We start from the raw sequence: 13,801 nt of genomic DNA on the forward strand, positions 1-13,801 counted from the left end.
TCTGAACGTGTGTGCTAACGTTTAATCCCTTCAAAAATACTTGCTTTTTCCTGTGGCAAAAGTTTGCCCATCATTGTAAGGGTATTTGAATTGAAGGAGGGCGAAATCCTTGCCGAAACGTTATTAGAGCCGGGGGAGAGAGAAATAGTCACATACGCGGAAATACTCACTCCTTGGACATAAAAACTATAAATAACGCTTCCGTTCTTGTCCGTTTTCATTTTGACGTCCGATACATTCCCTTCGACCGTGAAACCGCCTAACCCGTTTTGAAGCGGACGGGGGGTATCGAAACTTACTTGTACGGTAGCTTTTTTATTTGCCATAGAAATGAAATTTCTCGTGGCACTTACGCTTGTTGATCTACCTCTTTTGAAGATCAAATGGTGGGCTTCCAGTACAAAATTATTGTTTTCCAGAGCCCGGATCGCTTCCTTGTACAATCGTTCATTTTCTTTTTGTTGAGCGATTTTACGTTCTTGTCTGGTTAGTTTGCGTTGCTCTTTAGCCGTCATGTTTTGTGCGGTTAGCGACGCGAAGGTGCCTAGCACGAGGGCCAGCATCATGAATAATGTAGTGATGTGTCTCATAATATAGTGTATTTTGAGATTTTTACGTGAAAGAAACAAGAAAGTTATTCCCCTGCACCCGGGAAAACCTGTTACGAGAGGGCGTTACTATTTCTTCATTATTCTGAAATCTATTGGTAACATCGGGTACATACATTTGTGACGCAAAATTTAATCAATGAAACTTTGAAAACATGAAAAACAATTTATTATTATCACTCGCGCTCGTTGTAGCTTTATTCTCGGCTTGTAATGAAAACTCCGATCCGGAAATCGGAGGTGGAGGCAATGAAGAAGAAAAACCGGTATTCGGAACGTATCTGACAGGAGATTTTCACCAACACACGGCTTACTCGGATGGTACGAATCCAATTAAATTTGTCTATTCTCAAGCTAAAAAATATGACCTTGATTTCTCCGTGAATAGCGAACACGGGGGTGCTTTCGGGGGTGATGCCAGTGAGGGGGATTTCGAGGGAGAATGCCCGAGATGGAGTGAAACAACCGTATTTAAAGGGGATGCAAACGGTAGAAACATGTGGCGTTGGCAATCGATAAAAGATTATAGTTGGTTACAGACAAAGGCTTTCGGGGATGCAAACAAAGATATGATTATCATGCAAGGTTTGGAATGGAACCCTGCGGGACACGAACATGCGAGTACGTGCATTATCACGGGACAATTTGATGGTCCCGATGCTTCGAGAAATGCTGATGCGATGGCACAGTTTGAATATATGTTTGATAACAATGACAAGGATCAGACTGGCGGCAATGAATACGGTTGGGTTAAGTCCTCGAAAGCAGGTCACGAAAAAACAATGGAAGCCGCGGCTTGGTTGCAGGCTAATCACCGGAAAACAAGTTGGATAGTACCTGCACACCCGGAACGCCAGAACAAATGGTCTATATCCGATTTCCGGGATTTGAATGATGTCGCACCGGATGTATTTGTTGCTTTTGAAAGTACTCCGGGGCATCAAGCATCCGCGAACCGTGGAGGAATAGGTAATTCATCTTCATTCAAAAAGAGTTATACTTACGGCGGTACCGGTATCATGGCAGCACAAGTCGGAGGACTCTGGGATGCGATGTTGTCCGAAGGGCGGAATTTTTGGTTAGTTGCCAATTCCGATTTTCATAAGCATGTCAGCAAGGGGGCGGATGATTTTTATCCCGGTGAATACCAGAAAACATATGTGTCTGTCAAAGAAAAAACGGCACAAGGTATTGTTGACGGTCTTCGCTCCGGCAATATATTTACGGTTCATGGTGATCTGATTGATAAACTTGAATTTTCTATCGGCTCGGCAACCATGGGACAAACGTATACTGCAAAAACAGAAAAAATCAAGATTAGTATTGTTGTTCGGGACCCTGAAACAAACAATAATAACATGTACACGTCGCTGACAAATCCAAAACTTGATCATATCGATTTAATCGCCGGCGAAATGCGTTCTAAAATAACTAAAGGTTCTGCGGAATACAGTATCGACAATTACGATAAAACGAAAGTTATCGCTCGTTTCGATGCAGTCGGTGGTGTAACTGACGCGAATGGTATCGTGAGCCAGAAATGGACAACCCGAGAAGGGGGAGTTAAAGTGATCGAGTACGAGGTGGAACTTACCAAGGATACGTATTTTAGGTTACGCGGAACAAATCATGGCTTGAATAAAGCAGGTGAAACCGATGCTAACGGAAATCCGTTAGTCGATACTCCCACGGCAAATAATGAAGCCGCAGCAAAAGTCTCTTTCGAGGATTTATGGTTTTACTCGAATCCTATCTTCGTGAAGAAAAATTAAGTAGTTAATAATCTACAAGGTACCCACTTGACTTTTCTATAGTTAGGTGGGTATTTACTTCCTATAAAAAAACCACCTACTTTCGTAAGTGGCTTATCTTCGGTGACCTCGGTGGGACTCGAACCCACTCTGTATAACATTAAAATACAACATATTAGATGCTTGCTGAATGTGATATGCACCTGTAAGGATACCAGATATAGATTAAACAATATTTTTCTTACAAATCATATTCTCTTTATTCTTCCCATCATAATGGAAATGTAGAGGCTGAATAAGTATCATGTTACTGTGTTCATAATTCAATCATTAATTTCTAGTTTATTAAAGTCAATAATCCATTTGTGCTTTTTGAGAAAGTTTGTTCCTAGTACCCCAGAAAACATCTTCTCTTTGGATGTGCAATAGGAGCATAGGCTTTGGTCAATGTAAAATAGTTCAGAATAAGTCTTTCCATTATATTCAAATTTGAGTATAGTAGATTCACATCCCATTATAACCCCATTTTTACATCTAACCTTCTTGATACCTTCTCTCTTCTGGAAAACATCTATAAACAAGTACAAAGGGGCTTTTATGGGGGCTTCTGGAGAGGGAAAATTTAAATTCAACCACTCATGAGATTTAAGCCTTTCCTGTGAAGCTGGATATTCCTCGTGAAAGAAGTCAACAAAGCAAGGAGCAAGTAGATTGTACTTACAACTAGTATCCACCAAGAAAGTGAATCCTATACCCTTGACTTGAATTAATATCATAGGTTGAGCCTTAAATTTTTCCATTGCTTCTCACTTCAAGTTTTTCAAAATCTACAATCCATTTATTCTCTATAAAGAATTGTACTCCAAGTACTCCATGAATTTGTATTCCAGTTTCTTCCTGCACTTGTTTAATAGCTTCAGAAGCATCCAATACAGAAAAAGTTGAAGTATAATCTTTTCCTTCAAAATTGAATGTGGCTTCAATGATAGGAGTTTCTTTGTAGTGTCCTTCTATTCCCATTGTTCTATATGTTCCCTCAAGCAGCTTTAACTCACTCTTGAAATGTTCATATACAAAATCAAATAAGGTGTTATGAGTAGCACCAGTATCAATCAAAAAACAAAGGTTATTTGTTTTTCTTGACATCAATATCAGTGGTAAACCTGCTTTTTGTAGACCAAATGTTAGTGGAAATTCCATTTTTTTCATTTATAATTAATCATTGTTCCATCTTGCATCTAAATCACCCTCATAAGCATCAGATAATCCACTTTCTATATCTTCTCTACTCCAACCATCATAATAAGCTTGCTCATCTCCATAAGGGTCACTCCAATTATCCACATCATTCATCCTCTCTTCTTCATAATCCCCAAAAGAAGTTCTGTGGGAATATATTTTTGGAGAAACTTTTTTAGGAATCACCTTAGCAATAGGCAATGTTGTTTTTCCTATGTCTGACTTTTCCATCAGTAAAGGGAATATCTTACCACTACTATTTACAACAATGGCTATTACAGGCTCTTTAGGAATCCCTGTTACTGCTACAAATCCTATATTACACCCATAGGTGAAAAGTACTTGATTTATATTGGAGAATGCTTTAACGTATAATGCTTCACAATTTGTCAATTGTTTGAATGCTTCCACTGAATAGGTATTGATATAGGTTAATCCATCAAAGATGACCTTATTTGTTAATTTATAAAGGTTTAGTTTCTCTTCTTTATCACCAATAAATGCCTTGATGGAAAAAAGATATTTTTCTTTTATTGCCCATATCCTATCATATTTGAATGGAACAACAATATTACCTAATGTATCTATGATTCCCCATTTATTATTTCCTTCTAAATAATGGTATTCTGTTACACGGGTAAAACCACAAGTAAACTGCGGGTCACACCAAGAATATCTCCCAAATGGTACAATTTGCTTATTCATATAATTGATGTAAGCATATTGATATTGAGAGTTTCTAACTAATGCCAAACCACAACTGAATGGCTGAATCTCTTTATATTGAGGAGGTATGACAATTTCACCCACTTGGTTCTTTACTCCAAACAAGTCCTCTTCTTGGAAAATGTGCAAGTTATTATCCATCTGATACTCTTTTTGTAGCCATAGCACAAAAAGAAGGTGTGAGCCAAGCCTCAATTGCAAGTCCAAGGTATTACCACACACCTATAATCACACAATATAAGGGAAGCCCACACCATATGGTATGAGTATCCACTACTTACTGTTGTGATTATTAGTCTTCAAGGTGGTAATTTTAGGACTATCACGAGTAAGAAGCAAACACTTCTTTTTCTAGTATGTCTTGATTAAACTTCTATTTCATTAGCAATCATTTAACTGTTACTACCGCAAAGTTATGACTTTTCAGCAATAAACAATCATTTAAAAGCTATTTTAGAAGGTTTTCAATCCATGCTAGTACCACGGGCATGAGCTTGTATCCTTGTTTGTGTTCAATACACTCCAGAAGAGGAAAGAAGTACTTCAATCCTTCATTCTTGATGGCAAATGTACCACATTTCTATCATTTGTCCCTGATTCTCATATCAATTCAATTTAAAAGCCCCAATCTTTACCAGAAAGGGGCTTGAAACAACAATAAAAACAATCACACGAGGGATACCCTCATTCATTCTTCGCTATAACACATATCATTATTATCCAGATAATAACATGAACAATAGCCTCGATAATCATATTCATTAGACCATATTTATCTTGTACAACTTTAAGCCTGTTATTTAAAAGCTACTCCAGAATAGGGTATTGTTAATAAACAGGGATACATCACCCCTTCTAGGCTCTATAAACCACCTTCAATGCGTAATCACGTCTTTTAATTCCAGTGACAGGTTGTATTCACTTCTCCTTTATTAGACAATGGAAGTGAATACATGGCTCACTTTAATGATACAATGTATTATTATATACCCAAGTGAGCAATGTCGAATTTTTCCAGTTTAACCTTATACGGTGTAACATCAATTTTTTCGACACTATAAAATTTCCCATCATAATGGATAAAATGTAACTGGTAGTTCCAGAAGTTGAGTTATGGTGAAGAGAGTTACTGGATAAACCATGAATACTCGTTTCTTTCATTTAGAGCCTTGTTTAGCCCTTCTGTCAATTGGGTGGCATTAAGAGCCCTATCAATGAAATTATCAATGTAGGATGACTTGTTAGCCCCTGTAAGAAGGTTGTAGACTCTCCACATGCTGATTTCCCTGTTACCTTCTTGAATGGCAAAGTTTTCATCATTGTAATATGCCTTGGCTACAAGTCCTATCTGGGTATCAGTCATAAGCATTGAAGGTAGCCTCTTCTTCTGTTCACTGGGTAGGAATTGATACATCCTGCTCTTTCCCAAGAACTGTGCAAACTGGCTTTCAGTCATGTAACAATCCTTGTAAGTAGCCATGTTGTGAAGGTGTTGGGCTGCATTATACTCGTGAATTAGCCTTATTGTGGCATTAAACAGGTCTGCAACACTCGTCACCTTCAACTCTGACTTGTACCCGTCGGTTGAAACACACATGTTGCAGCAAACCATGTTCTTGAAGCCAATAAACACCTTGAACTTCTCGATGCCCTTCTTGCTGTAAAGATTTTCATGATTGTAAGCCCTAACCCCTCCAACAGTGAGATTGAGCCTGTTGCCTTCTATATCCTCGTGAATGGAGGGGATTTGAATACAAAACATCATTCTTTCATAGTAGATGGTCTTGTCTTCTTCCAGCAAGTCTTTCACTGGTTTGTGAATGGCATCCGGTGTTCTACCTTTAATAACATGGCTAACCCTGATGGAGGGTTCTTCAATCTCTTCCCTTGGAAATGCTTGATTGGCAGCTTTCCAGACAGTTTCAATGAAAGAAGGGTGAGAGATGGTCACTTCATTATCCTTGCTGAATACGGGCACCACGCAATCATTTTTCAAGTGTTGCATGGTGGCTTCTCTAGTGTTTGCCTCGATGAAAGGTAGTTGCCCCTCTATTAATATAGCATCTTCTGGAGTCCCTTTCATTATTCCAGTTTCAGGAGCAACAGGTGAAGTGCTTGCTCCAGAATTGTAGGTAGTGATGATGCTTGGATAAATATTAGTTCTGACGGGCTGTAATAGCATTGTTTCCATATCTTGTAAAATTAGGTTGGTAATTGATACCGGGTTGTTTCATGGCTTCTTGTAGTTTGACTCTCCTCGTGGTGAAGTCACTTGATAATTGAATGTTCCATTCAGGGTAGGCATGGTAAATAGTGGTCAGTTCTTCAATGGTTCTGGCTTGGTTAATCTTGCTTTTAACTATCTCCATGCTTACCCCTTCATTGCACCAGTCTAAAATAGCCTGTCCTGTAGTGGGGGTAATGATAAACTCTGGTTTATTTACAAACAGTGCTGTTCTATCCTTTGATGCAATAACTTGATGCTTCATGTTGATATCAAACACTATGGTAAACTCGTAATCTATCCCATCTCTCATGACAGCTTTTAATCCTACCTTTTCAGGTACCATTTTACCATTCTTTTCACTCAAAACATAATCTTGTTTACACCTCATGGTGCAAATAACATGGCTTCGAGATTGTAGAATCTTTTGCATGAAGGCATTGATTCTTGGAGTTACTTTCTGCCAGTTAGTGAATGAGTTACCTTGCAGGTTGGCATGGTATTCAAGCAAGTAATCCCAGCATTGAGAGATTGAGTCAATTATAATCACTTCTATCCCTGCATCTTCACACGCTTTTATAGCCTCAATATAAGTTTCTGGGGTGAAGTTTTCACTTAGATTCAATACATTATAAGTTCCCAAGTGAGCGTATAAATCAGCACTTCCATTTTCACTATCAATAACTGCAATTTTAGTCCAGTCATTGCATAAGCCATAGGCTAATAGCAAGGCAGAATAGGTCTTTCCTGAGCCTGCACAGCCTTGAAGGGCAAGCTTTATCTTGGCTTGCTTCTTTGATGATACTCTTAAATTTAGCATATTCAAATACTATTAATGATTAACAATTTAGAAAAATAAAAGAGCAGCCAGACATTCATCCAACTGCCCTTCTGGAGTGTATTCATTAGCTATTACAAGGTAGTCAATGTAGTAGCCCCTCCTTCTCCTTTCTGGTGCAACAAGAAGAACATCTCTCCAGTTGTAGCGGAGCATACTTCAGAAATTACTGGTACTGTTAGTTCTCCTGTTTCTACCTTCCTTGAACAAGCACCAGTTTCAAAGCCATAGACAAAGAAACATTTGCCAGTGTGCTCATTCCTTTTCACTTCAATCTTTTCTACATTGTGGTGTGCTTTAAACTCTGCTACACTCATTGTTTTCACGAACTTTAAATCTCTTTCCATGATTGTGAATTTATTATTGTTGTAGGGGGGACTATCCCCACCTGAGTGATGGGGAGGGTGGATTGGTTGGAGTATATAGCATTCATGACTCCAGAATAGAAAAAAAATAATTTTGGACAGGTCTTTTTAATCAGTAAAAACAGCTATACATTACCATGTTCTATATATAATAATCCCCCTCTCTCTGGTTGAAAACAGGGGATTATTTGTACTTATCAATACATGGTACTAAGAATCTCGTATCCTTTAGTTTTTATCCCGTCAATATATCTACTTGTATCATTAATATTGTACCAGTATTTGAGGTCAGAACCTTTGGCAGTACTTGTGATTCCTACTTGCTTGTATATCTTTTCTAGGATAGCTTTTGCTTCTTTAGCTGGAATAAAATCTTTGCTTTCAAGTTCTTCCTTGAGAATGGGAAATACTTTATTCTTTAAGAGAATATTTTCACATTCAATTTTGAGTTTACTTTCCTTGAAGTTTAGAGCTTTAATTTTTGAAGCACCTAAAGTCGAGTAATACACCTCCAAACTAGGGTCAGCTGATCTCATTGATGCAATTATCAGCTTATCAGGCATGGAATTACTTTCTTTATGAAGACAATATTCTTCCATTTTTTCCTTGAATGAACCTTTAACTATCGCTTGTTTTAATTGTGTATCATATACTTTCCACTCTTGTTTACTTATAATCTTGAATCCACTATCTTCCAGTTGTCTCTTTACCATAATACCATTTTCATATCCGTGTTTCTATACCTTGTAACAATACTCTTCATTTAACTTGGCTAAATCATTGAACCTAAATGTATCTGTATTGGAATCATACATGGTGTAAGACTTCGAGTACTTGTCAATTTTTTGTAATTTAACAATATCATCAATCTTTTTAGGTCTCAACAGGTGAGAAGCCTTGTTGCACTCTTCGATTTCCTCTTTTGTTAGATCAGTTTTTTTTCTCATGTACTATTCAAACGTTGTATCATCAATATCTTCAATTCCAGTGTTGTATATGAAATACAATCTTTTTCTGAATGGATTACTTTCCAACCTTTGTCTTCCCGCTATTTGTACAAGATCAGTGCCTATATCAATGGTTGTATTCAATTTCCTGTTATCACTGATAACAAAAGTCGAAGCACATTCAGAGTAGAAATCACATCCTGCATAAGAGGTAGAAGTACAAAAGGTGAACATTTTGTGTTTTTCTCCTCTCAAGGGGATTCTACCCTTGTTAAACCCCTCTCCTAGTTCCTTTATTAACTTGTTATTATCTTCTGAAGCCCCGACAATGATGTTTACCTCCTCTGGTGATAACTCGCATTGTTTGATTATATTCAGAATGTTAGTAACAGAGTTTAAAAAGATGATGCATTCTTTTGAATATACTTGTTTCCCGTCAACAAGCAAGACAGGATAATCACCTCTTTTATACATTGAAACAATACCAACTCCAGCAGCCATAGGGGTAGGGGATTTTTCCCTGATAACTTCTACAGTTTCTTTTTCTTCCCATTTCAGTTGATAGTATACAACACCCTTTAATACATCTAGTTGTTCAATAAATTGGTCTAGTATTGGTGTTGCAGACAGGTAAGTAATGTGTGGATATTCCTTTAGGCTATCTAATAGCCTGAGGTTCACTTCTGACTTGAAAGAAGCATCTCCTAAAATGTAATGAAACTCATCCACCACCACTCTCCATGGCTTCTTGTTAGGAATGCACTCCCCAATCTTCTAAAAAGAATCATAGGAAACAAGAATCTTTGGTATAGTAGCCTGCTTGATATAATCTTCAATTTCTTTCTTGTGCACCCCTCCAATAACAAGCAAAGCATTAGGATATTGGGAGTTTTTGTTTTTTAATAGTTCATTCCTTGGGCTACAAATAATAGTGGGATGCTTGTCTGTTAATGCAATAGTGGTAGCACCACATCCAGTTACTTCTTTGTTAAGGATACCATTGGGTAATTCAAACCCTTCTATTTCACTGAGGTACTTGATACCTTTTTTAATAGAAATAATTTTTTTCTACATAAAAAATATGTTTTAAGTGGAACTTTTTTGCACTAAAAAACAAATTTATTAAAGGTGATCTCGGTAAAAAAAAGTTCCATCAAACTACCCATCACCTTAATTGATATACAAATATACGCAAAAAAGATGAGATGTCCAAATTTATGGTATTAAAAATCAATACATTAAAACATAAAATATTGAAGTAAGTCATTTTCGGATTTATTCAACCTGTTCTTGTGTGATGAGAATTTAGACTCTTTTAGGATTATGTATTCCTTCTTGGGTCTGGTGGTTTTGAAAAAACACCTGAATAAAGTGATAAGCTTTCTCCCTTTCTCTTTAAAGTCCTTATGGAGGTGGTAGTATATGATAGGCTGCATTTTAGCTTCAATTTCCTCGTTTGTGTATTTATTGCCTACTTTGAAAGTTTCGTGAACAGATAACTTCAATGGGTGCTCTTCATCCAGAGCCCAGAATACAACTGAATTATTGAGATTCTTGAAGCCTATATTATTACCACTTTTTAGCTCTTTCAATAGCTGGATGGCTTCCTCCATGTTGATATACTTGTACAGGGAGAGAACTTGCTTGTAAACTTTTCTTTGGGCACTATTCCCGTGGTAACTTTTCCTTGATAAAACTTTTTCATCTACTTGTTGGTTGTTATGTAGTTCCAGAATCTCATCCAGTACTTTTACTCGTTCTTTCTGGGTTAGTTCTTTCTGTTGTTTCTTTTCTTCCTCCTCTATCTCTAGTTGTTTCTTTGGTTTCTCGTTTGTATCATCAGGAATAGAGGTTACGTCATAATAGCTCTTTAATGCTGTTTCAAGAAATTTGGGTACTTTGTAGTGGTTTCTGTAAAGGTTAATTCTTAATAACAAGTAGTCAAGATTCATATAAGCTACTTCCCACGTGTTTTCAATATTCTTTCTTACAAGGGACACCGGAGAGAACCTTCCTTGTAACCTTCCTGTAACCTTCTCCTTTATCACGTTTTGTACTATTGCAAATAGTTTGGTTAAGCTCTTATCACCATCACTTAATTCATCAGCCACGTTGAGTAGTTTAACAATTTTACTTCCTCTTTCAATCATCAATGCAATTTCATTAAGCCAAGTTTCTTTATAGTACATAGTGTTGTGAACTAGATGATTACTAAGTGTTTCTTCTTTGGTTAGATTGATTATTTGCTTTAATGAAAAAAGGGTATTCCATTGTTTCGTGTCAGAAACAATAATCAAGTGAGCCTTTTCTGTTATCTCTTTCTTGAGTTTGTTAAAGCACCAAAAGATGATTCTTTTAGGAGAGCTTGGAGTTTCCCCTTCTTGTTCCACGTGGTATTTGCCTGCTTCTAATTGCTTGTTGGGAGAACATATGATGCCACATTCTTTTTGATATCTCTCTTCTAAATTCAATATACATAATTTGGATTGTCTTACAGAGGGGTATATCAGGATAACCTTATCCTGAACGGGTAATTTCTCTATGATAGTCTTAATTCTACCCGTGATATTCACGCAAGGATACAAGGTTACATTCTTGTGTAGAGGTTGTTGCCAGTGAATGATATGCCTTTTTTCTTCCTTCAAGAGGGGATGGGTGAATGCCAAATGATCTGTCGTGTAAATACATCTATTGGTAGGTGGAAACTTGATATAATAATCCAGAACTTCTGCATTCAATTGATTGCTAGTTGCTTGAAGTTCCTCCATGTTTCTAATCATGAAAAAATAATTGATTATTTCATCCTTGAGTAAAAATACTAATGTCTTTAAAGTGAATGATGAAATAATGAATTTTTTCCATTCTACATTGGCTTTATAACAGATAATTTCTTCTTTTATATTTCCGTGCAGACTATCTATACAAAGGCTACTCGTTGTCACTTGGGAATGTTGTAGGGCTTCTTCTGGTGTGGAGAATAGTATGATGGAGTTTCTTTGAGTGTGGAGTTCTAGGTAGGTTGCTCCTATATTGGGTACAGGGCACTCTATAATACCACAAGGAGTTTCATTTAATCTTTCAGATAAGTGAGAAGTGGTAGGGGTACATTCAATAACTATAGCCTCTTGTTCTTTTAGAATATTATCTGGAGTTTCCTGTTTTTCAATAGTATCTTGAATAATGATGTTATTACTGGATTCTATAGAGTATAATGTTTCTTCTTCATTAGAGAGAATTATATCATTATTACTTGTGATGTTTTCTTCTTCTCTTAATGTATAAATAGTTGAACTCTCTTCTATGTCTTCTGGAGTAAGATCAAAAATATCACTATATTGATAATCTGTATCATTAGTATCTATGTTTGTCATGTCTCACTTGTATTTAATTATAAAATATATAATACTAAGTGCGCAAATATACGCAAAAATTGAAGAATTAAAAGAGAAAGAATCCCTATAACCCAATCAACTACAGGGATTCTTTTTTAATCTCACTTCTGGAGCCTATAATGGTTCCTTGTGCTCTTGTTTGCTCTCTAGTTGCTTGGATAGCTGGAGCATATGGTTGCTGACATTTTTGTTTACTACTTCGGCATAAGATTTTTGAGTGATACTAATATTAGCGTGTCCCAACAATTTACTCACTATTTCGATAGGAACATTGTTATAGAGGAGGATAGTTGAAGCAAAGGTTTTTCTTGCCGTGTGATGCGTGAGTTTTTTCTTTATTCCCACTATCTCGGCTATTTCCTTCAAGTAGCTGTTCATCTTTTGGTTGCTGATAGTTGGTAATATGTACCCTTGCTCTCCCGCTTGATGATACTTTTGGATGATTTTTAATGCTTGTGGTAACAGGGGAATGTTAATCTCCCTTTGTGTTTTCAGTCTTATCATCTTTATCCATAGTTGATTATCAAACCCTTTTATGATATGTTCCTCTTTTAGCTCGAAAGCTTCATTGTAAGCCAGTCCAGTATACACGGAGAACATGTAATAATCCCTAACCCTTTCTAATCTCTCTTGAGCAAATTGGAAGTCTTCAAGAAGTTTTATTTCTTCCTCTGTTAGGTATATCAATTGCTTGACCTCTTTAAGAGGTTTATAGTTCCTGAAAGGGTATTTTGCACCATCATAATTAACTCCTATCCAAACTATTTGACAAACTCTTTGAATGATTTTATTGATTGTTGCAGGTTTATGATTCTTATTGACAAGTAGATATTCCTGAAAACCTTGGATAAAGTCATTATTCAGGTGTGTAAAAGCAATATCTTTAATGTTATGAATTTCTATCAGATAATCAAGTGTATGTGCGAATACCTCTTTGAATTTTGTTAGAGTACCTTTGCTATAACTTTTACCTATCAGCTTCTCCATTGAATCAATCTTCTTTTTGAACACCTGTATGAGTGTGACTGCTGACTCTTGATTTGCACCAGTGAATTTGGAATAAATATCATGCAGCGTGTAGTTTTCTTTCTTCTCTACCATAAACAGTGCTTCAATGTCTAATAGCTTACTTTTGATACTATTGAGATGAAGGTTGATGGTTTCTGCTGTTGGAGATGAACCTTTAGCTTGTTGTTTGATTTTATTCCATTGGTTATGGATTAAATACATTCCAGTAGAGTATTGCTGCCTTTCATTACCTATTGATATTCTACAATAAATAGGTGCTTCTCCTTTGATATTCATTTTTGAGGATAGTAAATAGAATGAAATCTTCAATTTTTGTATCATTTTTCATGTGATGTTACTATCTGGTATATAGTAAGATATATCACTTCTAGGTGTAATTTATTATGTTCACTATAATTACACCTGATTGTGTACCTAGCATATTCATATTTTATCTATTCTTAGAAGAAAGATGTTAAGAATTTATCAATAGACTAGATTAGCAATTAATCTTATATTATTGATTGTCAATGTATTTAATAGATATGAGGATAAAAAGAAAACCACCTACTTTCGTAAGTGGTTCATTTTCGGTGACCTCGGTGGGACTCGAACCCACGGCCCATTGATTAAGAGTCAATTGCTCTACCAGCTGAGCTACGAAGTCTTCCTTGTTGCGAGCGGTTTTAACCGTTTTGCGGGT

Annotated in this window: 12 protein-coding genes and 1 tRNA gene; 1 reads left to right on the top strand and 12 read right to left on the bottom strand. The window is 36.5% G+C overall.

What is annotated here, in order from left to right:
* Window positions 1-14: 14 nt before the first annotated feature.
* The gene (locus tag CS948_RS09500) at window positions 15-590 is read right to left on the bottom strand and encodes a DUF4251 domain-containing protein (protein ID WP_099291444.1); all 576 of its coding nucleotides are present in this window, start codon (window positions 588-590) and stop codon (window positions 15-17) included.
* Window positions 591-763: 173 nt separating this feature from the next.
* Between CS948_RS09500 and CS948_RS09505 the strand changes: the two genes are divergently transcribed.
* Window positions 764-2,380, top strand: a complete 1,617-nt coding sequence (locus CS948_RS09505) for a hypothetical protein (RefSeq protein WP_099291445.1) — start codon at window positions 764-766, stop codon at window positions 2,378-2,380.
* Window positions 2,381-2,682: 302 nt separating this feature from the next.
* Here the strand turns inward: CS948_RS09505 and CS948_RS09510 are convergent, their stop codons facing one another.
* The 11 genes from CS948_RS09510 to CS948_RS09565 all read right to left on the bottom strand — a co-directional run bounded on the left by CS948_RS09510 (window position 2,683) and on the right by CS948_RS09565 (window position 13,765).
* Window positions 2,683-3,159: a hypothetical protein gene (locus CS948_RS09510; protein ID WP_099291446.1), complete on the bottom strand. Its 477-nt coding sequence runs from the start codon at window positions 3,157-3,159 to the stop codon at window positions 2,683-2,685.
* Complete coding sequence (locus tag CS948_RS09515; protein WP_099291447.1) at window positions 3,146-3,559, bottom strand: hypothetical protein; 414 nt, start codon at window positions 3,557-3,559, stop codon at window positions 3,146-3,148. Before CS948_RS09515 ends, CS948_RS09510 begins: the two co-directional genes overlap by 14 nt.
* A gap of 15 nt (window positions 3,560-3,574) precedes the next feature.
* Window positions 3,575-4,465 (bottom strand): WG repeat-containing protein, encoded by an 891-nt coding sequence (locus CS948_RS09520; RefSeq protein ID WP_099291448.1) that lies wholly within the window; start codon window positions 4,463-4,465, stop codon window positions 3,575-3,577.
* Window positions 4,466-5,450: 985 nt separating this feature from the next.
* Window positions 5,451-6,515 carry a DUF3871 family protein gene (locus CS948_RS09525; RefSeq protein ID WP_099291449.1) on the bottom strand — a complete coding sequence of 355 codons (1,065 nt, stop codon included), beginning with the start codon at window positions 6,513-6,515 and terminating at the stop codon, window positions 5,451-5,453.
* Complete coding sequence (locus CS948_RS09530) at window positions 6,481-7,368, bottom strand: AAA family ATPase (protein ID WP_099291450.1); 888 nt, start codon at window positions 7,366-7,368, stop codon at window positions 6,481-6,483. Before CS948_RS09530 ends, CS948_RS09525 begins: the two co-directional genes overlap by 35 nt.
* A gap of 92 nt (window positions 7,369-7,460) precedes the next feature.
* A complete protein-coding gene (locus CS948_RS09535) occupies window positions 7,461-7,733 on the bottom strand; it encodes a hypothetical protein (RefSeq protein WP_099291451.1) in 273 nt (90 codons plus the stop codon).
* Window positions 7,734-7,948: 215 nt separating this feature from the next.
* Window positions 7,949-8,464 (bottom strand): hypothetical protein, encoded by a 516-nt coding sequence (locus tag CS948_RS09540; RefSeq protein WP_099291452.1) that lies wholly within the window; start codon window positions 8,462-8,464, stop codon window positions 7,949-7,951.
* A gap of 237 nt (window positions 8,465-8,701) precedes the next feature.
* Window positions 8,702-9,433 (bottom strand): hypothetical protein, encoded by a 732-nt coding sequence (locus CS948_RS09550; RefSeq protein ID WP_099291454.1) that lies wholly within the window; start codon window positions 9,431-9,433, stop codon window positions 8,702-8,704.
* A gap of 503 nt (window positions 9,434-9,936) precedes the next feature.
* Window positions 9,937-12,069, bottom strand: coding sequence for a hypothetical protein (locus tag CS948_RS09555; RefSeq protein ID WP_099291455.1), 2,133 nt, complete (start codon window positions 12,067-12,069; stop codon window positions 9,937-9,939).
* 135 nt (window positions 12,070-12,204) lie between these two features.
* Window positions 12,205-13,440 (bottom strand): site-specific integrase, encoded by a 1,236-nt coding sequence (locus CS948_RS09560; protein WP_099291456.1) that lies wholly within the window; start codon window positions 13,438-13,440, stop codon window positions 12,205-12,207.
* A 252-nt stretch (window positions 13,441-13,692) separates the two neighbouring features.
* A tRNA-Lys gene (locus CS948_RS09565) sits at window positions 13,693-13,765 on the bottom strand.
* Between the last annotated feature and the right edge of the window lie 36 nt (window positions 13,766-13,801).

The organism is Butyricimonas sp. Marseille-P3923, assembly GCF_900184685.1.
In the GTDB taxonomy this organism is placed as follows: Bacteria; Bacteroidota; Bacteroidia; order Bacteroidales; family Marinifilaceae; genus Butyricimonas; species Butyricimonas muris.